The sequence below is a fragment of the Stenotrophomonas sp. SKA14 genome (genome assembly GCF_000158575.1).
GTDB classification, from domain to species: domain Bacteria; phylum Pseudomonadota; class Gammaproteobacteria; order Xanthomonadales; family Xanthomonadaceae; genus Stenotrophomonas; species Stenotrophomonas forensis.
Map to the genome: position 1 here is coordinate 616266 of NZ_DS999412.1, position 19104 is coordinate 635369.

A 19104-nucleotide genomic window follows, 5' to 3' on the forward strand; every position below is an offset into this window, starting at 1 on the left:
TGGATCCTTAGTGGTCGTGGCTGGCGCCAGACTTCTCGATGTCTGCACGGATCAGATAGCTCTGCTCGGCGACGTACCGCGTTCCGGGCTTCAGTCCGCCAAGAACCTCTGCCCACTCGCCATCACGCTTTCCAAGCTCAAGCATGCGCACCTCATAGGTATCGCCCACCTGCGCAAATACGACGGTAAAGTCGCGAAATCGCTGGAGCCCTGACTCTTTGACGGCCAGTGGAACAGGTGTCTCGGCAATGATGACCTCGGCCGAGACAGCCATTCCTGGACGCCACTTGCCGTCACCATTGGGGATACTCACGCGCGCAACCACGCTTTGGCCGCTGCTTGCCAGCGGAAGCAGGCTTTGGAGCCTACCTTCAGTCTCCAAGGCACCCGTGGCGGAACGGATCCGCACTGCTTGACCTGGAGCGAGACGCTCGGCGTCAGTGCCCAGAGCTCGTAGATCGACCCAGACCTCTGACAGATCGGCAACGTCGAACAGTGTGTTGTCGGCGGCCACATCACCAACACTGGTGTTGCGCGCAAGAACGATGCCGCTGAAGGGAGCAATCACCGCGTAGGTGCGCATGCTGTCATTGCCTTCAACCGTCGCCAGCGTCTGCCCTGCGGAAACGCGTTGGCCCATCTCGACCGACACGCTGCGGACAATACCTGGGAATCGTGCTTTGACGGCGGCCTGGCGGCCAGTGTTGACCGCGATGTTCCCCATCAGCGTGACCGTATCGCGGATAGTGCCAGCGGTAGCCTCTTCCACCACCACACCCGCATCCTTGGCAGCGCTTGGCTCGATGGTGGTACGGCCCTCATAGGACTGATAGGACCAGGTGTGTGTCTTTCCTCCTACCACTGCGTCTGCCTTCACGTCGAAAGAATGAGGTTCCACGACCTCGCCGTTCCCCACGAGATAGTCGTTTTCGGCGGTGAAAGTGAAATCATTGACCTCACCGTCGAGGCGCTTCAACTGCATTGTTGCCTTCACCTCATTCGGTGAGATCGGCTTGTCATTTCGATAGGCGTAGAGGCGGAACTGAGGAGGCGTGTTGGTTTCATAGACGGTGACTTCAAGTGCGAAATCACCATCGCGGAGCATGCGACCGCGGTTGGGGCCGCGCTCGTAGTCGCCGGCCGCGGCGGTGGACTCTGCGGCTTCTTTCTCAACCGGCTTTTCACCGCCACAGGCGGCCAGTGCCAGCGGAAGCAACATAAGAAGGGCGTAACGATTCATGGGCGGATATCCTGGGCGGAGGCGGTGAGGCGATCTGCCTCGACCAGCAATCGGAGATAGAGTGCGGCGGACTCGACTTCGCGCTCACGAAGGTCGAACAGCGTCTTCTGCGCCTGGCTCAATGCGAGATAGGAGAATCGACCCTCCTCGAAGCCACGACGGCTCTGATTCATCGCCTGCTCCGCCTTGGGGAGCTGCCGCTCACGAACGGAGGTGACCTCCAACTGCGCTTGGCGCAGCTGTTGATAGACTCCGAACAGCTCCTGGTTGAGCTCCAACATTTGTGCTTCACGGCGTGACTTGAGCGCACTCAGTTCGTAGTCGACTTCGGATACCGAGTAGGCTGATCGACGCCGGGTTCCCAAGGGAACCGAGATCGACATGACCAAGCCACTGTCCTTCGTTGCTTCAAGACGGCGAAGTCCAAATCCAACACTCACGTCAGGCTTCGCGCTGGAAACGGCGACATCGCGGCGCGCGGCAAGAATTCTGGACTGGGCATCGAAGGCACGTTGCTGTGGCGCGTTCTGAAGGCGTTCGGACAGCGTCTGGTAGTCATCCAGCGGGGGGAGGATGTTTGTATCGCCGGCGACGGTGTCGAAGTCAGCGGTGAAAGAGCCCCAGGAAGACGCAAGCGCCATGCGCGATGCCTCCAACCGCTGGACTGCTTGATCACGCTTGAGCTCTGCATCGGCCAGGGCGATTTCAGCGGCCCTCAGGTCTGAGTCCGGGTTCCGTGCCGCAGAGACCCAGCGGGCCACCTCTCGCTGGAGCGCGCGGGCCATACGAATCCGCTCTTCCGCATGCTCGACATGCTCCTGCGCCGCAAGCACGTCGATGAATCGACCAGCGGTGCGTGTGGCGATGGCCACCCGGGTCACATCAGCCTCTCGCTGGGCTGCATCGACCTCCGCGCCGCCAAGCGCTTGGCGGGCCGCCCGCTTGCCACCCAGTTCCAGAATCTTGGATACCCGGAACGTTGCCTCGGCAGCGTCCATACCTCGCACGCTGCCACTACCGGCCACGTTCTCCAGTTCTCCGCCGAGCACCAACGGGGCTGCTAAGCCCTCTCGCGCCGCACGGTTCTTTGTCGCCTCTATTTGTGCGGCATCTGCCTGCACGCTTGGGTGAGTGCCAAGGGCGCGGGCAACCGCATCCTCCAGGCGCAGCACTTCGGCGGCGTGGCCAGGAAGGGCCACACCGCAGGCGCCGGCAACAGCCAGCGCCCACACACTACGGAATTTCACGGAAGCCTCCGGAAAGAAAGTCAGAACGACGCGCCGCGTCCCGCTACACGGGAGGCGCGCTCAGGCTGCTAGAGCGCAGCTAGGGTCGTCAGACGATCGGAGGTCGGAAGGGTGACGCCGGGTGCCCTGCAGGCACCCTCAGAAGTCGCAGAGCATGGACTTCACCGGCCAGCGGTAGTGAAGCCAGGTAGACGTGGGGCGTGAACAAGCTTCCAGCGAAACTCGCGTCTGCCTGATGCAGTACCGCATGAGCGCCAGTGGCGTGATCCGGGTCCAGATTGTCGCCCGCACCGCCGGCATGTGAATGGCCATGATCCACCGCTGCTGCGATGTCATGTTCCAATCCGTGCAGTTCGCTGAGCTGGATCACCATCGGCCGCGCAACGACACTCAACAGCATCAGCGCAAAGAAGCTGATCCTGAGGGCAAGGCCGTGGCGGGCGGAAAGACGCATATGGGTTAGCTTAAGCGGGGCTGGCTGGGGTTGTCGAGGGGCCGAAACTGGGCGCAGCCCATCGGAAATACCCCACATAGGGCGGTGGCCGGGCCTTAAGCGCACCCGGCCACCGCTCACCGCTGCGGTTTACATCTTCTTGATCAACTCGTACTCCCCTCCGGTGCGGAGCAGAAGCGTTACGGGCTCCTCGCCCCTGTTGCGCCAGAACCATCCGTGGTTGCCATCGAAGGCAGCCAGGAGCACCCCCTGCTTGGTGGCTTCCCCTCGACCCTTCTCATAGCTGATCGCTCGACCGCCGCCGTCTCCGTGGGTGTCGAAGTTCACGACGCCGCCTTCAACAGACCACTGGTAGCTGGCGCGCTCGCCCGCCTTCATGACGAGCTTGATCTCGGTGCCCTGGCCCGGCGTCAGGACAACCTGTTCTTCGTCCCGCCATTCGGCAGCGGTGGCCGCATTACTCGCGGCAGGCTTCTGAGCAACTTCAACGGTCTTACGGTTCTGCGTGGACACCTGCGTCAGCAGGGCGGCTGCCTCGTCTTCGGCGGCCTTTGCGTCCATCGCAGCGTCAGCTGCCGCTTCCTCGGCAAGCTGTTCCTTGATCTCCCCCATTTCCTTCAGACCAAGTACCCGACCAACACCAGTGGGATCGATTCCGTACTCAGATGGCATCACCACTCCAACCAGGAGGATGATGGCGATGCCGGCGGCAATTGCGGTGGTGCGTCCCAGCTGGCGGCTGGTGGGAAGGTCGCCTTCGGCGGGCTTACTGTTGTACATGATGTAGTTCTCTTGAAAGTCAGGAAACGAAGTAGCCAGTGAGCTGCATGCCGATCAGAATGAATCCGGCGCAGAGCATGGCGGCATTGGCGGTGTAGGCGTGCTTGAAGAAGCTGGGCGTGCGGCGCCAGTAGCCCATTGCGATCAGAATCGCGCCAAGCGAGAGGATCTGGCCGATCTCCACGCCGACGTTGAACGCAAGCAGGTTGGGCAACAGACCATCGGGTGAGATGTCGTACTCGATGATCTTGGTTGACAGACCAAAGCCGTGGAACAGGCCGAAGATCAACGTCGCAACCTTTGTGTTTGGCTGGAAGCCGAACCAACGCTGGTAGGCGCCCAGATTGTCCAAGGCCTTGTAGACCACAGACAGACCAATGATTGCGTCGATCAGGTAGCTGTTGATGCCCACGTTGAACAGCACACCCAGCAGCATCGTTGTGGAGTGCCCGATCGCGAACAGCGTCACATACAGCGCGACATGCTTCATCCGGTACAGGAAGAACACCACGCCCAGGAGGAACAGGATGTGGTCATAGCCGGTGGCCATGTGTTTCGCGCCCAGATAGGCGAATGCGATCAGATTTACTCCAGATATTTCCTGGATGTAGCCCTTGTCGCCTTCGGCGATCGCGTGAGCCAACGCCCCGTCAGCTGTGAGTAGCAGCATGAACAGGGAAAGCAGTGCGAGTAGAGTTCGCGGCCAGTGCGACAGTAGTGGGGGTTGGAGAAGGACGCGCGAGAGCGTCCCGGATTCAGAACTGGGGATCATGATGAGGATCTACGAATGCGGTCAGCGGACCTCCGCCAAAGCTATCCGCTACGACACTGGGAACCGGCGCAACGTGCTACGAGTGCGCAGAAGGCGCGCACGGCACGTCACACGGATCACTGCGCGTAAGCGGGGTCCGGGCGGGGAACGAATGAATAATTTCTTGCAGCGACGAACGTCCAGTAAGGATTGACTGGACGGGCGCTGCCAAGCCTCTGCTCAGTGCGAGCACGATGCCTGGGTCTCAGGCGATAGGAGGCCTGAACAGGGATGAGCGATGATGCTGAAGCTCTGCCGCTGGCTGGTGCCAGGGATGGATATCGCTCAGATCAACTCGAGCGGGTCCAGCAAGGCTGGCCAAGATGCCTACAGAAGCCGTCAGATCGGCCTGGTGCAACAGGCTGTGCAATCCAACCGCGTGTTCAAGATCACGGTCTGCGGCATCACTCACCCCAACATGGGGGTGACCATGTTCCACCGCAGCCTGCACGATGTGCTGCAAGCCGTGCAGCTCACCCAGATGATTCAGGACGGGTCGCACGAGCAGACTCGCCACCAGCATCATGAAGATGCAGCTGCGCAACAGCACGCTGGTTGGTAGACGAAGGGATCGCACGGGCAAAGACTAGAGGCTTGTTCTGGCAAAGTCGATATGACAACGTCGGGCGCGAGCGGTGAAAATGCCCTCTCGCGCCCCTTGTTCAAGTTTCCGTCATCCAGGCCAACGAGGGTGCACGTCGTCGATGACATACCGATGTGAATGCTTGCCGTTGGAAGAGGCGTGTTCCGCCCAGTGGGGATGGTCCGCAGCCAGATCGTCGTGACCGTGGGAAATCTCGTCCGGGTCATGGGCGGGCCAGATTCTCCAGGCGAACACGAATCCGGCGATGCCGACTACTGCCAGTGCCATGATCGCCACTGGCATTCCAAACTTCGCACCCACGGTTCCCGCCAGAGGGTAGGCAATCAGCCAACACACGTGGGAGAGAGAGAACTGCGCTGCGAACAGGAATGGCAGATCGGTGGATTCCGCTGATCGTCGCAGCAATCTGCCGCCAGGAGTCACCAGCCCCGCATAGCTCATCCCCAACAATGCCCAGCCGGCGAGCACGATGGGCCAACCTATGGAGGAGGGCGAGAGCAGCCAGGTAAGACTGAGGGTCACAAGTACAATGCACATTGCAAGGGCTGCGGAGAGCATCACACGCCTGTCAGCCACCCGATCGAGAACCTTGGGGAGGACAAGCGCCGTCAGCATCGAACCGCCACCGAAAGCTGCCAGCGCCCATGCCACCTGTGACTCTGCTCCGCCGAGAACGTTGCGCACCACGACGACAGTGTTCACGAACACCATGGCGCCGCCGGCGGCCGCACACAGATTAAGGGCAAGCAACCCTTTCAGCCTGGGCGTCTTCAGGTAGATCCGCATTCCTCGAATCGCGCGGGCGTAGGGACCGTCCTTTCTCAGGGAAGGAGCAACGAAGGGGAATGCAGTTGAGAACACCAGCATGGCGGATATCACGAAGCCTACGGACGTACCAGCGAACAGGCCGTGGAAGCTGATCAGCGTCAGCAGAGCAGCGGCCAACGCGGGACTCAGCAGGCTCTCCAGGTCATAGGCCAGGCGCGACAGGGACAGTGCTCGGGTGTAGTCGCGTTCCTCCTTCAGGATTTCCGGGATCGTCGACTGGAACAGAGGGGTGAAGCACGCCGAGGCCGACTGCAGCAAGGCAATGAGCAGGTACACCTGCCAGATCTGGTTGACGAACGGCAGACAAAGCGCCGCGCCCGCCCGCACCAGGTCGAGGGCAATAAGCACCGGTTTGCGTAGATTTGCCGGGACGATCGCTCCGGACAGAGGGGCCAACAGCACGTAGACAATCATCTTGATTGCCAGAGCCGTACCTAGCACAGCGCCCGCCTCAGCCCCCGCCAGGTCATAGGCCAAAAGAGAGAGCGCCACGGTAGCCAAGCCCGTGCCGATCAGCGCGATAACCTGCGCAGCGAACAGGTTCCTGAATGTTGGAAAGCGTAGGACCTCGATCATGGCTCACCTCTAGATGGAACAGTGGAAAGCGCCGCTGCCCTGCGGATCGTAATCCGATCCGTAGGGCAGGACGTGAAGCCGTGGAAGGGGCTTGTGCTCAATCGACTTCGGGTACCGGCAGGGGGTCTTCAATGCCCGCGGCCTTCCTGCGCGCAGTTCTTCGGAGTACCAGCCCGCACAGCGCAGGCAGCACGAACAGCGTCAGTACGGTTGCCGTGGCAAGACCCCCGATAACCACTGTAGCCAGTGGCTTCTGCACTTCGGCGCCCGTACCCGTTGCAATCGCCATCGGGACGAAGCCCAGGGAGGCAACCAGCGCGGTCATAAGAACCGGTCTGACGCGCTCCATTGCACCCAGTTCGACCGCCTCATCTGGCGGAAGCCCCTCGTGCAGGCGTTTCTTGATCGCGGAGATCAGAACCAGGCCGTTGAGCACCGCGACACCAGATACCGCGATGAAGCCCACAGCGGCTGAGATCGAGAAGGGGATTCCTCTCAACGCCAATGCGAAGAATCCACCGGCCAGAGCAAGTGGCACTGCAGTCAGTACCGTACCTGTCAGCAAACCGTTGCCAATCGCCATGTAGAGGACGGCCGCAATGAGGATGAAGCAGAGAGGCACAATGATCGCCAGTCGCTTCGTTGCTGCCTGCAGATTTTGGAACTGCCCGCCCCATTCGATCCAGGAACCGGTGGGCAACTGCACCTGCTGGCCAATAGCCGCCTTGGCGTCGTCAACGAAGCTACCCAGGTCACGCCCGACCACATTCGCTTCCACATAGATTCGACGTTTGCCATTGTCGCGGCTGACTTCGTTCAGACCCTGCGTGAAGCGGAAGCTGACCAATTCACGAAGCGGAACAGACTGACGGCCTTCCTGACTGCCTGGCGGCAGCATGACCGGAACGGCTCCCAGTACATCGAGATCGCTGCGGTCCACACGGGGCAGACGAACCACTACGTCGAAGCGCCGATCACCTTCGAAGATCTGGCCCGCCATGCGACCTGCCAGCGCAGCAGACACTGTGTCGGCCACTTCCTTGACGGTCAGTCCGTAACGGGCGATCGCGGCCCGGTCGAATGCCATGTCAAAGGTCGGGAAGCCTCCCGTTTGCGCCACACGGACATCCGATGCGCCCGGAATCTTCTTGAGGACGCTCGCAATCTTGTCAGCGCTGCCGGCAAGCGCCGTCAGGTCTTCGCCATAGATCTTGACTGCAACGTCGCTACGAACGCCGCCGATCAGCTCATTGAAGCGCATCTCGATGGGCTGGGTGGCGTCATAGTTGTTACCAACAAGAAAGGCTGTCTTCTCTCGAATCCTCTCGATCACCTGCTCTTTGGTCTTCACTCCATCCGGCCATTGGTCCTTGGGCTTGAGGATCACGTAGTTGTCGGACGCGTTGGGCGGCATGGGATCTGCGGCCAGGCTTGCGGTACCGGCCTTGGAGTACACCGTCTGTACCTCCGGCAACGTCATCAGTGCCTTCTCAAGAGGAAGGTCGATGGCGACGGACTGCTCGATCGATGTGGACGGGATGCGAACGGAGGACAGGTTGAGATTCTGCTCATCCAATGTGGGCATGAACTCCCGACCCACAAAGCCAAAGGCCACAACGCCGGCCACCAGGACGCCAAGACCACCGGCCAGGTAGGGCATGGGTTGGCGGATTGCGCTGCGAAGCATCGGCTGATAGCGGCTCTTGGTGGCAGCGACTACCCGTACTTCTTTCTCGGAAATGTGGCCCTTGAGCATGACCGCCACCATCGCCGGAACGAAAGTGAGGGAGAGCACGAATGCAGAGGCCAGCGCCAGCATCAGGGTAATTACCATCGGGGAGAACATCTTTCCCTCGACGCCCTGGAAGGTCAGGCATGGCACGAAGACCAGGAAGATGACCGCCTGCCCATACACGGTCGGGCGGACCATCTCCTTGGACGAGGCGATCGTTTCATGCAGCCGCTCCGATAGATTGAGTGGGCGCCCAAGTGCATGCTGTCGCTCTGCCAAACGGCGCAGCGCGTTCTCGACGATGATGACCGCGCCGTCGATGATCAGGCCAAAGTCGAGCGCACCCAGACTCATCAGGTTGCCAGAGATCCCGAGCTTGTTCATGCCGATCGCGGTGATCAGCAGGGACAACGGAATCACCAATGCAGCAATGACAGCAGCTCGCCAGTTTCCGAGCAATGCAAATAGGATGACCACGACTAGAAGAGCGCCTTCGGCCAGGTTCTTGGCGACGGTCTTGATCGTTGCGACAACCAGCTGGGATCGGTCCAGCGTGGGAACAATCCTCACGCCCGGCGGCATGGTCTTGCCGATCTCCTGCAGCTTGTCACCCACTGCGGCCGCCACAGTTCGGCTGTTGGCGCCAACCAGCATGAGTGCGCTGCCAACGACGGTCTCGTAGCCATTGCGGCTGGCGGCACCGCGGCGGAGCTCACCGTCAACGACCACACGTGCGACGTCTCCCACTGTTACGGGAACTCCGTTGCGATTGCCCACAACGGCACGGGCAATCTCGTCCACGGAGCGGATGCGGGCGTCTGCGCGCACCAGATAGGACTCGCCCGACCTCTGGATGTAGTCTGCTCCGACCGACAGGTTGGCATCCTGCAACGCGTCGGCTAGGTCGGTATAGGAGAACCCGTACTCTGCGAGCTTGCTCGCATTGGGCTCAACGACATACTCCTTGACGTAGCCGCCGAGGCTGTCGACGTCTGCTACGCCCGGCGTCGTGCGCAGCTGAGGCCGCACAATCCAGTCCTGGACTGTGCGCAAGTAGGCCAGACGTGCCATGTTGTCCGTCAGCCGTTCCCCCTGATCAGTCAGGAACGAACCGTCGCTTTGCCAGCCAGGCTTACCATCATTTCGCGGGGCATCTTTGCCATCTGGGTGGGTGAATTCAACGCTGTAGTGGAATACTTCGCCCAACCCGGTCGAAACCGGGCCCATCAGCGGTTCGGCACCCTCCGGCAACTGGGGCCGAGCCTGAGTCAGTCGCTCGGTGACCTGTTGGCGCATGAAGTAGAGGTCTGCGCTCTCATCGAAGATCACCGTGACCTGGCTGAAGCCGTTGCGCGAGAACGACCGGGTGTTCGCGACGCCCCGAAGTCCTGCCATCGCGGTCTCGATCGGGTAGGTAACGCGCTTCTCGACCTCCACTGGACTCAGCGTCGGGATGACGGTGTTGATCTGGACCTGCTTGTTCGTGATATCCGGAGTCACGTCGATCGGTAGCAGGTTCAGTTGCCACCCGCCGATCACCGCAATCACCAGTGTGATGAACAGAACCAGCCAGCGGTGCCGTACGGCACCCGTAAGTACTTGCTCGATCATTACTCGTCTCCGCCCGACTTTTTCATCTCGGCCTTCACCAGAAACGCATTACGGGTAGCAACCGGGGTTCCCGCAGTGACGCCAGAAAGGATCTGCGCCATACCACCGCTACGGAGGCCAATGAAGACCGGCTGTGCAGTGAACCCCTTACTGGTTCTGACGAAGAGGACGTCTTTTCCGTCGATGTTCTGGACCGCCTCTTCCGAGACAGACAGCCCCTCACCCGATCCGGAAGCGGTGACCAGCCGGACCTGCACACCGTCACCCACAACCAATCCGTTCGCCTCTGCGCTCGGGGTGATTACGACTGTGGCAGCCCTTGTCAGCCCACCTACGGCGGCAGCAACTGAACGGACCTTGCCTGAGGTGACGCTTCCGTCGGAGCGGGTAATGGACGCGCTGTCGCCGGCCTTGATCCGACCGGTGTCACCCGCACGAACGGAGGCCTGAATCTCCACGCCATTGGAACCTGTGACCCTATAGAGGGAGGCCTGCGGCTCGACGAAAGCGCCCAGAGTCACTTGCGAGCTGCTGATGGTTCCATCGATAGGGCTGATGACGTTGACGCTACCTCCTCCATCCACATTGGCGGTGCGTGCCACCAGGGCAGCGCGTTGTGCTTCTGCTTGCGCTGTGAGATAAGCGGCGCGACTCGCCTCGGCCTCTTGTCGTGCCAACACGCCCTGTGCGAGCAACGACTCATCGCGCTTGACGTTCTTTTCGGCGAGGGAGAGGCTGGCGCTGGCCACACGAAGGTCAGCCGCAATACGGGCCCCATCAGGGCTGGCTACGCGTGCCAGCACTTCGCCCTTCTTCACCTTGTCGCCCACCTGCCGGATGACATCGGTGACGTTACCGGCCGCACGTGCCACCACGACGGCCTCACCACCGGGGATTGCCACGACCGAACCCGATGCGGTGATGTTCGCCGCTACCTGAGCGGAAGTGACGGGCTCCACCGAGATCCCCGCAGCGGCAACATACTCCTTGGGAATCGCGACTTCCTGAGCCGCCTCCGCCGGCGCACTGGCGCTGGCTTCGTCTTTCGCGGGGTCGACCACCGTCTCTGAAGGGGCGGATAAGCGTGCAATGCCAAATCCTGCGCCAAGCGCCAAGGTAGCCACGCCGATCATCGTCAGGGTGTTAACAGCCGGAATACTTCTCTTCATCTACATGTCTCCAAAGGCAATCTGACCGCTGGCCACGGCGAGCGATGCGTAGGCGGCAACGCGTGCGAGTCGTGCATCCACCACGCTCAGCCTCGCGTCCGTCAGCGTGCGACGGCTAAGCAGCAGCTCAACCAGTGGGGTTCTACCGGCCTCGTATCCCAAGCGCGCCATTCGGTAGGCTTCCGTGGCTGCTTCCTCTCCCTTGGAGGCAGCGATCAGTCCTCGCTTGGCGGCGTCAACACGCGCAAGCGCAGTCGCACGGTCCGCCTGGCTCTGGAGGCGTGCGGCATCCAATCGAGCACGGGCGGCGTCGCTCCGTGCTCGAGCCGCGCTGATCCCGCCACTGTTCCGGTCAAACAATGGGATGCTCAGAGACACGCCGACGACCAATGCGTCCCCACCGGCGGCGAAGTTGCGACGGCCTGCGGTGAGGTTCAGGTCCGGTGCCCGCTTGAAGCGTTCAGTGCGCAGAACCGCATCGCTCGCGTCGACGTCTGCCTTCGCAGACAGGACAGATGCCGAATCGACGTTCGCAATTGCGGGCGCAACCCACTCGCGCACCAGGAGTGACTCGGACGTGCCTGAGTAGGGTTCCGCTCTTCCCGCCAGTACTGACAGTTGCTCGAGAGCTGCAGCCGCCTCTGCCTCTCTTGAGGCGGCAATCGCTTCTGCTGAGCTCAAGCCTGCCTGGGCTTGTGCTACGCGCAGGCTGGCCTCCTTTCCTGCGTCAACCAGCGCCTGAGCTGCCTTCAGGTCGCCTCTGGCGCGATCAACATCTTCGGCAGCAATGTCGCGCCGTATCAGCCCAGCTTCGGAAGACGCGTAGGCAACAGCCAAGGCTGCGGCGAATTCGACTTGCGCCTGGTGCTGGCGAGCTTCGGCCGCCTGCAGCCCTTTCTCTCCCGCCTGGATTCGAGCCCCACGTTGGCCAAAGATCTCGAGTGGCTGGCTGATGGTGTAGGTCGTCTGCCGCTGGCTCGCGCCATTGCTGGGGGGAGCGTTGAGATTCTCTGCGAGGGCATCAATGGTGGGGTTACGTAGCGCTCGCGCTTGGCGGGCTTCGCCCGCAGCGGCAGCTGTGTCGAACCCCTTTTCCTGAAGGAAGGGGGATTGGGCCCTGCTCTGCTCGAGCAACGCGCTGAAGTTCGGGGCGTCCGAGGCATAGGCCGCAGAGATACTGGTCAGGGCCAGCATCACCGTCAGGGCAAGCAATGATGGTTTCATGAGGATCCGGTGCAGTGGGGCCGCAATCTCGGCCGTCTTTCTGCACTACGCGGCCTGCGCGGCCTTCCCCTCGAATCCGGCGAAAATTTATTTCCCGCGGCTCAGTGCATCTGTCAGTTTGGCCCGCGCTCTCAGGACGCGACCCTCTATCGTTTTGAGACTGATACCCAGGGCGGAAGCTGCTTCAACCTGGGAAAGGCCGACGAAGGCAGTCAGAACCAGAGCTTCACGCAGGCTCGGGTCGATCGTGTTGAGAACCCTTCTTACTTCTGCGAGCTCAAGCTGAGAACCGGCAACCTGCTCTGGCCCGGCCTGCTCGGAATGCAGGGCGCGTCCTTCCTCATCATCCAAAGGCTTGGCCCGAAACAGGAAGTGGCGGACGCGTCGAAACCGTTGCGTATCACGAACCTTGTTGATTCCAATACGCATCAGCCAAGGAAGTACCGAGCGCGTCGGATCGTACTCTGACAGGCCTCGCCAAGCGGCAACGAATGTCTCCTGCACGACATCATCGACGTCGGTTTCGGGCAGACCCATGCCTCGAACCATCTGCTTGATTGCTGGCGAGTGACGGCGGACCAGGCGAGCGAAGGCCTCAGCATCACCCGCCGCAGCTTCAACTGCCCAGTTGTTGTCGTCCTCGATGGTCACAACGTTTGTGGGGCTCAGGGAGAGTCGGTGCGAAGTGCTTCAAGGAGTGCCTTGTCGTAGGCCGGCCGGTGCTCGGGTTTCAAGCCCTCGCGCATCTCGAACACATGCTCGAGCGTGATGCGCTGGAGATCGCCCGCAGCCCGCTCCACCTCACGACTTGCACGTTCCACCTGGGGGTTCCATTTGGGGTCAGCCGCGATGGCGTCCGCCAGCTGGCGGTTGGCAATCCGCAGGCGCGCTTCGATCTCACCTCGCCTTGTTGCGAACAGCTGTTCCTTGGCCTGGAGGATCTGCTTCTCCGAGTCGTCCAGAGGCACCACGGCGTGAAGGCGTTCATGGAGATCGCTGTGCCCAGGATTGAGCGAGTGCCAGATCCAGCCGATAGCCAGCGCGCACACTACGCCAATGATGGCGCCAGCGATTGTTGCCAGCGGCAGCCTCATGAGGGGTCCGATTGCCATCAGCGTTCCACCAGTAGAGCGTATGGGGACATGGAAGCTGGGGCCGCGACCCATGTCGGGCGCGAGGGTGCCTGGGTGACAAAGAAGGCGGAGCCTACTCCTCCGCAGGTAAGCACCGCCGCGAGCGCCGCGCATGCGAGTGCCCGGCGGAACTCTCGCTTACCGGCCCATTGCGAAGGGGAAGCTTCCTGGGACAGGCGTCGGACCAGGCTATCGGTGGCCCGATCATGGCCGTCTGGCCTTGTAGCTGCCGAGGCTCTGGACAGCCAATCGTCTAGATCATTCATGTGGAGATCTCCTCATCCTTCCCTACTTATACGCCTGCCGTGGGGAGATCCCCTCAAACCTCTGATTGCTGACCTCCCCGCGGGTTCTCAGATTCACCGATGAGCACCGGGGCGAAGCTGATCCGGCACTGGGAGGTTCACAGGTCTGGACGTGATTAGTGCCGTGTCAAGAGTTCAGAACGGATGCTTCAGCGCACACGGTTCTAGAGCATCCGAGAAGCCCAGTGAAGAAGGAAGCGCTCTTGCTCCGCCGTTTCCACGGCTCCGGGACGAGCACTCCGAACTCTGGCCATAGCTTCTTCAGCGCTTAGGCATGATCTGCTCTCGAGCAGTAGCATCGAAGCCACGGTGCCCGCTCTGCCAAGCCCTCCTTTGCAATGAACGACTACTTTGTCACCGCGGAGCAAATCGTCAGTGAGGACGGGGCCTAGTCGTGTCCACTCGTCCAAGAACTGAGGATCCGGCGCTTCTCCATCACGAATCGGAAGACCATGCCAGTGCAGGCCATGAGCGCGCGCGCGTTCGGGTAGCGACCCTATCCCGAGATCGTCGAACTCCCACGGTTCAATCAAGGAAAGCAGATGGCGACATCCCCAAGCTGAGACGGACGCTAGATCGAGCTCGAGATCTCTACACCACGAGCCCGTCATTGCAACTTTCTGATGCTTACCGGGGGCAAAGGTAACGCCTATGGTTCCTCCGTTGGCACCGACGGAAAGTCCCGCAATCTGCAACGGATGAGACAAGCTAGTTCTGTGCACAGAATCCTCGAGTATTGGGGGCTGGCGGTGTCTCACTGCGGCGTCCGAAGATTGCATCCACGGCACACTCCATCCACTAAGGCCGCGCCTTGGGCTTTGTGCTGCCTGGATTGAGGCGCTCCTCAAGACGCTGGATCACCAGCTGCAGCCCCTCGTCTCCATCAGAATATGGTGCAGCGAAGAGAGGGGCTTCAATCCAGAGGAAGTGTTGGCCGGGATGCACGTAGGCCCCGTGATCATCCAGCAACAGTGCCTCGCCAAGTTCTGCCGAAACGAATCGAAGGTCCTTCGTCGGACCGTCCCATTCGATGTATGGGAGATGTTGAGACCATTCGGGAGCGCGTCCCTCCAGCACCAAGAGGGATGTAATCTCTGCAACAACCTTTTGGGGTACAGAGGTGAACATGACGATCCGATTGAAGGTGCTGCTGGCATAGTTTAGGAACTCCATCAGGCCGGGTCGGGGTATTTGACTGACGGCATTGGAGATAAGTGTTCCCTCAAGGTCCAGTGCAAGAATGATTGGACGCATCTATCAAGTCTCGTGATTCTTGGTTCAGCTGAGCCAGGGAAGTGGGTAATCGAGGGCCTCTGTTTTGACTAGATTTCGCCCAAGGATGGAGCTGCAAGCCAGTAGTCATCGCCTATCTTCAGTATGCTTTCCAGCGCTACATCGATCATCAGTGGTCGTCGCCAACCTGTGTCAGGAAGGAAGCAATAGTCGGTTCTTCGAAGTTCACCCGCGGCCGCCTTTACTACCAGCCAGCGCGTCCTCCTTCGCATCTCTCGGGAAAGCACTTCTAGTGCGGCGTCCTCGTTGCCACCGCTACTAAGGAACTGGCTCGCTGCTCCCCTTACAGATGACCAGAGCACGTATCGTTTCCGCCCCAGGCTCAGACGAGTCCACTCCTCATCCTGACTTCTCAGGATTTCATCTACGCGGTGCACTCCGATACGGTGACGGCGCAGCAATGATGTGAGATAGGCGCTTGCCTCTCGATCCGCTAGCTGGCGCCAGATCCAAAGTCTTGCGTGTTTATCAAGCGTCGGGCGCCAAGCATCAAGCATCCCCTTGAGCGCTGCATCAAGGTCATCAGGAAGAATCAGGTCATCGACGTAGGACCAACTGACCGGTTCGTAGAGAGAGCGCTTAACGGCTCCGTTGCCTGAACTGGAACCGGTCACAACACCTGCGCTTTTTAGGAATTGCAGGAGTTGCTGGGCGACAGCAGGGTCTGAGGAAACGGGCGCGCTAACGGAAGTGGAGCGTTCAAGCGCACACCAGGCGCAGGTGTAGAAAGGACCAAGCGATACGACAAGTGAGTCGAGCTCGGGCCACGAAGGAAGGAGGGTCTGTTGGCTACGGCCATAGATCACTCGATCCCCGGCAAATTAACCAGTCCGGATGCTACCAAGGCGGCACGATGTCGTCTACATGATTTTCATGTATGCCGTGCCCCGGTCATAGATTTCCATCCGCTCCTTGAGGCGGACCGGATGGCTACGAAGACGATCTATCAGAACCCGTACCTCCGTTTGGTCGGAAAGCTTCGGGAGCATCGGGAGATCTTGGGCATCAGTCAGACTCAGCTTGCTGCCCATCTGGGGTGGCCCCAACAGCGCATTTCTTCAATAGAGTCTGGATCACGTCGTCTAGACGTTCTCGAATTCTGCCAAATGGCATCTGCGCTGGGTGTCTCTCCAGCTGAGGTGTCTGATCTGATCTGCAAGGCTCTAAAGGCAGTGCGAGTCTCGAGGATCAATTGACAAGGCTCACATAAGTCGAAAGTCTTATTTCAAGCATAAGTAATTGATTTATATGCTTTAAATAAGTTTTCCGTTGTTATTTAGTCCTTCAGCAGCAAGTAAGTCAGGTAGTGCCGGCCGCTGGCCGGCAACCTCATGGCGCCTTGAAATGCCCACCGGAGGCGGCATCACGCCGCCCCCGGTGTTGTGACTCAGTACTCGATCCAGGCATCGCGCCAGGCAGAGCCGGTGCCCGGGCGGTAGGCCTCGGCGTTGATGTTGCACCAGGCGCCTTCCGGGAACGGGCGGCAGGCGTACAGCTTGCCGTCGGTGCCCTTCACAACGGTCTCGCCCGGCTTGTAGGAGCCGATACCGGCCGGGTACACGAAGTCGAAATCGCCCGGCGGCGGGTCGACCGGATCCGGATCCGGCACCCGGGTATCGAGCTGGAACAGATGGCCTGGCGTCAGGTACACGCGGTTCTCGGTAGCTGATGCCACCGGCGTGATCACGCCATTCTTCAACACACCCACGCGGGCATGCTGGGCGCTGGCGTTGACCTTGCGGGCCAGGGCCAGCGGCCACTGCGTCGCGCCGGTCTGGCCGGCAGCCAGGGTGATTTCCGGGCGTTCGAGATCGTTGCCGTTGCCATTGAACACGCGCAGGGTCAGGGTCGTGCCCACTTCCAGCGCGCCACGGGCGGTGACCGGGCCGGCGTCCTGCCACTGCGGGGGCGGGGTCACGCCGCCACCGTCTTCGAAGCGCACGTCCATGCAGGTGTAGAACGCTTCGGTGGAATCGGAGCGCTGCCAGGTGTTGTAGATCACGTGCTGGCCGCTGCGCTTGGGCAGCGGGCAGTCCAGCTTGTAGACGTCGCCGGAAAGCGGCACGTTGCCCAGCGTGCAGAACTCCTGCAGGTCGGCCCAGCGCAGCGGGCTGCCCGGCTGCCAGCCTTCGCGGGTGACGAAGAACTTCCAGTCGCGGGTGGCATGCGGTGCCGGCGCCTTGAATTCGAAGGTATAGCGACCGCGCGCGTCGGCACGGATCGGTGAGGTCTGCCAGTCACTGCGGTTCAGATCCAGCCCGCGGTACTTGCTGTTGCCACCGCTGCACAGCTCGCCATCGGGCACCACGGCCTGGTGGTTGCCATTGGCGCCGGCCTGGTTGATGCCTGCCCAGTCATAGAACGGCTGCGCGCCGCCGATGGCCTTGGCCGCCGCACAGGCCGGATTGGTCGGGTTTTCGGGGTTGCCCTGGTAACAGGAATAGACGCGGCTGGAGGGTTTGGACATGGTGCCGTGGGCGAACGCGCTGCCTGAAGCGGCTACGCCGGCGATCACGGACAGCGCGAGCACGGCCCGGTGGGACAGATGCATGGAGATCTCCTGTGGGTGGTGGAACCCGGTGAAGTCTCGGTATGCCGACTGCCTGTATCCATCGGATTACTTTCAAAAAAGAGGTGCGTGATCTGGAGTGGGCACGGCTTCACTGCTGGAAGCCAGCGCGTCGCACGTTTTGCAGGGAACGGTGCGTCGCCACCGTTCCCTGCATCCGGTCTCAGTATGCGATCCAGGCATCGCGCCAGGCCGCGCCCACGCCGGGCCGGTACGCCTCGGCATTGACGTTGCACCAGGCGCCTTCCGGGAACGGGCGGCAGGCATACAGCTTGCCGTCGCTGCCCTTCACCACGGTCTGGCCGGGCAGGTAGCTGCCGATGCCGGCAGGGTACACATGATCGAAATCGCCGCCCGGCGAGGGCGTGCCCGGGTCCGGTACCTGGGTGTCGAGTTGGAAGCGGTTGCCGTTCTTCAGGTACACCCGGTTGCCGGTGGCCGAGGCGGCGGGTGTGATCACACCGTTGCTGAGCACGCCCACGCGGGCATGCTGGGCGCTGGCATTGACCTTGCGCGCCAGCGCCAATGGCCATTGCGCGGGCGCGGTCTGGCCACTGGCCAGCGTCGCCTCCACGCGCTCGACATCGTTGCCGTTGGCGTTGAACACCCGCAGGGCCAGGGTGGTGCCGACCGGCAGTTCGCCACGTGCGGTCACCGGGCCGGCATCCTGCCATTGCGGCACCGGCGTGGTGCCACCGCCGTTGCCTTCAAAGCGCACGTCCATGCAGGTGTAGAACGCTTCGGTCGAATCCGAGCGCTGCCAGGTGTTGTAGATAACGTGCTGGCCGCTGCGCTGCGGCAGCGTGCACTGCAGCTTGTAGGTGCCATCGGCCGACAGCGGCGTGTTGCCCAGCGTGCAGAACTCCTGCAGGTCGGCCCAGCGCAGCGGGCTGCCCGGCTGCCAGCCGTCGCGGGTGACGAAGAAGCGCCAGTCACGCGTGGCGTGCGGCGCCGTCGCCTTGAAAACGAAGGTGAACTTGCCGTTGGCATCGGGCTGGATCGGCGTGGTCTGCCAGTCGCTGCGGTCCAGATCCAGGCCGCGGAAGGTTGGGTTGTTGCCGCTGCACAGCTTGCCGTCGGGCACCACGGCCTGATGGTTGCCGTTGGCATTGGCCTGGTTGATGCCGTTCCAGTCGTAGAACGCCTGCGAACCGCCCACTGCCTTTGCGGCGGCGCAGGCCGGGTTGGTCGGGTTCTCCGGGTTGCCCTGGAAACAGGCATAGACGCGGCTGACCGGCGTGGTCATGGTGCCGTGGGCGAACGCGGTGCCGGCCAGGCCCAGGCCGGCAGCAGCGAATGAGGTGGCCAGCAACAGCGGTGTGGATCGGAATGACATGGCGCATCCTTGTGGTCGTCGAAAGGGATCGGTGACCGCAGGAACTGCGCTGCGCGGCGGACTTCCGGCGCCACCCCGGCGAGTATCGAGTCGCACTGCAGGGTGTGGAACCCTGGACGTTCCGATCCGTGACTGCGCATGTGAAGCCCTTCCCGCAGGCTTCACGTGGGGCTGAACGGATGCGCTGGGCGT

18 protein-coding genes are annotated in these 19104 nt (G+C 61.5%); 2 read left to right on the forward strand and 16 right to left on the reverse strand.

Annotated elements, in window-relative coordinates:
• Positions 1–7: 7 nt before the first annotated feature.
• The 5 genes from SSKA14_RS02825 to SSKA14_RS02845 all read right to left on the reverse strand — a co-directional run bounded on the left by SSKA14_RS02825 (position 8) and on the right by SSKA14_RS02845 (position 4391).
• Positions 8–1240 (reverse strand): efflux RND transporter periplasmic adaptor subunit, encoded by a 1233-nt coding sequence (locus SSKA14_RS02825; protein WP_040006894.1) that lies wholly within the window; start codon positions 1238–1240, stop codon positions 8–10.
• Positions 1237–2487 carry a TolC family protein gene (locus SSKA14_RS02830; protein WP_075075812.1) on the reverse strand — a complete coding sequence of 417 codons (1251 nt, stop codon included), beginning with the start codon at positions 2485–2487 and terminating at the stop codon, positions 1237–1239. The genes SSKA14_RS02825 and SSKA14_RS02830 overlap by 4 nt, the downstream gene beginning before the upstream one ends.
• An 88-nt stretch (positions 2488–2575) precedes the next feature.
• A complete protein-coding gene (locus SSKA14_RS23235; protein ID WP_075075811.1) occupies positions 2576–2941 on the reverse strand; it encodes a hypothetical protein in 366 nt (121 codons plus the stop codon).
• A 129-nt stretch (positions 2942–3070) separates the two neighbouring features.
• A complete protein-coding gene (locus SSKA14_RS02840) occupies positions 3071–3721 on the reverse strand; it encodes a hypothetical protein (RefSeq protein ID WP_008264806.1) in 651 nt (216 codons plus the stop codon).
• 19 nt (positions 3722–3740) lie between these two features.
• The gene (locus SSKA14_RS02845) at positions 3741–4391 is read right to left on the reverse strand and encodes a HupE/UreJ family protein (protein ID WP_223224807.1); all 651 of its coding nucleotides are present in this window, start codon (positions 4389–4391) and stop codon (positions 3741–3743) included.
• Positions 4392–4770: 379 nt separating this feature from the next.
• Between SSKA14_RS02845 and SSKA14_RS02850 the strand changes: the two genes are divergently transcribed.
• The gene (locus SSKA14_RS02850; RefSeq protein WP_008264507.1) at positions 4771–5094 is read left to right on the forward strand and encodes a hypothetical protein; all 324 of its coding nucleotides are present in this window, start codon (positions 4771–4773) and stop codon (positions 5092–5094) included.
• A 111-nt stretch (positions 5095–5205) separates the two neighbouring features.
• Here the strand turns inward: SSKA14_RS02850 and SSKA14_RS02855 are convergent, their stop codons facing one another.
• The 9 genes from SSKA14_RS02855 to SSKA14_RS23730 all read right to left on the reverse strand — a co-directional run bounded on the left by SSKA14_RS02855 (position 5206) and on the right by SSKA14_RS23730 (position 15813).
• Positions 5206–6540: an MFS transporter gene (locus SSKA14_RS02855; RefSeq protein ID WP_008267238.1), complete on the reverse strand. Its 1335-nt coding sequence runs from the start codon at positions 6538–6540 to the stop codon at positions 5206–5208.
• A gap of 97 nt (positions 6541–6637) precedes the next feature.
• Positions 6638–9883, reverse strand: a complete 3246-nt coding sequence (locus SSKA14_RS02860; protein WP_008266162.1) for a CusA/CzcA family heavy metal efflux RND transporter — start codon at positions 9881–9883, stop codon at positions 6638–6640.
• The gene (locus SSKA14_RS02865; protein ID WP_032961315.1) at positions 9883–11052 is read right to left on the reverse strand and encodes an efflux RND transporter periplasmic adaptor subunit; all 1170 of its coding nucleotides are present in this window, start codon (positions 11050–11052) and stop codon (positions 9883–9885) included. Before SSKA14_RS02865 ends, SSKA14_RS02860 begins: the two co-directional genes overlap by 1 nt.
• Positions 11053–12276 carry a TolC family protein gene (locus SSKA14_RS02870; protein ID WP_008266451.1) on the reverse strand — a complete coding sequence of 408 codons (1224 nt, stop codon included), beginning with the start codon at positions 12274–12276 and terminating at the stop codon, positions 11053–11055.
• A gap of 87 nt (positions 12277–12363) precedes the next feature.
• Positions 12364–12927 carry a sigma-70 family RNA polymerase sigma factor gene (locus SSKA14_RS02875; RefSeq protein WP_049400889.1) on the reverse strand — a complete coding sequence of 188 codons (564 nt, stop codon included), beginning with the start codon at positions 12925–12927 and terminating at the stop codon, positions 12364–12366.
• Between the two features lie 14 nt (positions 12928–12941).
• A complete protein-coding gene (locus tag SSKA14_RS02880) occupies positions 12942–13370 on the reverse strand; it encodes a periplasmic heavy metal sensor (RefSeq protein WP_087786541.1) in 429 nt (142 codons plus the stop codon).
• A 508-nt stretch (positions 13371–13878) separates the two neighbouring features.
• On the reverse strand, positions 13879–14493 hold the full coding sequence (locus SSKA14_RS23240; RefSeq protein ID WP_162838411.1) for a cyclin-dependent kinase inhibitor 3 family protein: 615 nt from the start codon (positions 14491–14493) through the stop codon (positions 13879–13881).
• Positions 14494–14512: 19 nt separating this feature from the next.
• A complete protein-coding gene (locus tag SSKA14_RS02885; protein ID WP_032961321.1) occupies positions 14513–14968 on the reverse strand; it encodes an NIF family HAD-type phosphatase in 456 nt (151 codons plus the stop codon).
• A 68-nt stretch (positions 14969–15036) separates the two neighbouring features.
• Positions 15037–15813 (reverse strand): hypothetical protein, encoded by a 777-nt coding sequence (locus SSKA14_RS23730; RefSeq protein ID WP_125899104.1) that lies wholly within the window; start codon positions 15811–15813, stop codon positions 15037–15039.
• A 120-nt stretch (positions 15814–15933) separates the two neighbouring features.
• Between SSKA14_RS23730 and SSKA14_RS23245 the strand changes: the two genes are divergently transcribed.
• Complete coding sequence (locus SSKA14_RS23245; RefSeq protein ID WP_075075810.1) at positions 15934–16203, forward strand: helix-turn-helix transcriptional regulator; 270 nt, start codon at positions 15934–15936, stop codon at positions 16201–16203.
• Positions 16204–16394: 191 nt separating this feature from the next.
• Here SSKA14_RS23245 and SSKA14_RS02890 read toward each other — a convergent pair whose 3' ends face one another.
• Both SSKA14_RS02890 and SSKA14_RS02895 read right to left on the reverse strand, forming a co-directional pair.
• Positions 16395–17558, reverse strand: a complete 1164-nt coding sequence (locus SSKA14_RS02890) for a lytic polysaccharide monooxygenase (protein WP_040006898.1) — start codon at positions 17556–17558, stop codon at positions 16395–16397.
• Between the two features lie 181 nt (positions 17559–17739).
• A complete protein-coding gene (locus tag SSKA14_RS02895; RefSeq protein WP_008267196.1) occupies positions 17740–18912 on the reverse strand; it encodes a lytic polysaccharide monooxygenase in 1173 nt (390 codons plus the stop codon).
• Positions 18913–19104 lie beyond the last annotated feature (192 nt).

What these genes read in the sequence shown, in the direction of transcription:
- SSKA14_RS02860 (WP_008266162.1), bottom strand. Translation starts at nt 9,883, where the DNA reads ATGATCGAGCAAGTACTTACGGGTGCCGTACGGCACCGCTGGCTGGTT.
- SSKA14_RS23235 (WP_075075811.1), bottom strand. Translation starts at nt 2,941, where the DNA reads ATGCGTCTTTCCGCCCGCCACGGCCTTGCCCTCAGGATCAGCTTCTTT.
- SSKA14_RS02845 (WP_223224807.1), bottom strand. Translation starts at nt 4,391, where the DNA reads ATGCTGCTACTCACAGCTGACGGGGCGTTGGCTCACGCGATCGCCGAA.
- SSKA14_RS02855 (WP_008267238.1), bottom strand. Translation starts at nt 6,540, where the DNA reads ATGATCGAGGTCCTACGCTTTCCAACATTCAGGAACCTGTTCGCTGCG.
- SSKA14_RS23245 (WP_075075810.1), top strand. Translation starts at nt 15,934, where the DNA reads ATGGCTACGAAGACGATCTATCAGAACCCGTACCTCCGTTTGGTCGGA.
- SSKA14_RS02880 (WP_087786541.1), bottom strand. Translation starts at nt 13,370, where the DNA reads ATGAGGCTGCCGCTGGCAACAATCGCTGGCGCCATCATTGGCGTAGTG.
- SSKA14_RS02865 (WP_032961315.1), bottom strand. Translation starts at nt 11,052, where the DNA reads ATGAAGAGAAGTATTCCGGCTGTTAACACCCTGACGATGATCGGCGTG.
- SSKA14_RS02840 (WP_008264806.1), bottom strand. Translation starts at nt 3,721, where the DNA reads ATGTACAACAGTAAGCCCGCCGAAGGCGACCTTCCCACCAGCCGCCAG.
- SSKA14_RS02895 (WP_008267196.1), bottom strand. Translation starts at nt 18,912, where the DNA reads ATGTCATTCCGATCCACACCGCTGTTGCTGGCCACCTCATTCGCTGCT.
- SSKA14_RS02870 (WP_008266451.1), bottom strand. Translation starts at nt 12,276, where the DNA reads ATGAAACCATCATTGCTTGCCCTGACGGTGATGCTGGCCCTGACCAGT.
- SSKA14_RS02890 (WP_040006898.1), bottom strand. Translation starts at nt 17,558, where the DNA reads ATGCATCTGTCCCACCGGGCCGTGCTCGCGCTGTCCGTGATCGCCGGC.
- SSKA14_RS02825 (WP_040006894.1), bottom strand. Translation starts at nt 1,240, where the DNA reads ATGAATCGTTACGCCCTTCTTATGTTGCTTCCGCTGGCACTGGCCGCC.
- SSKA14_RS02885 (WP_032961321.1), bottom strand. Translation starts at nt 14,968, where the DNA reads ATGCGTCCAATCATTCTTGCACTGGACCTTGAGGGAACACTTATCTCC.
- SSKA14_RS23240 (WP_162838411.1), bottom strand. Translation starts at nt 14,493, where the DNA reads ATGCAATCTTCGGACGCCGCAGTGAGACACCGCCAGCCCCCAATACTC.
- SSKA14_RS02850 (WP_008264507.1), top strand. Translation starts at nt 4,771, where the DNA reads ATGATGCTGAAGCTCTGCCGCTGGCTGGTGCCAGGGATGGATATCGCT.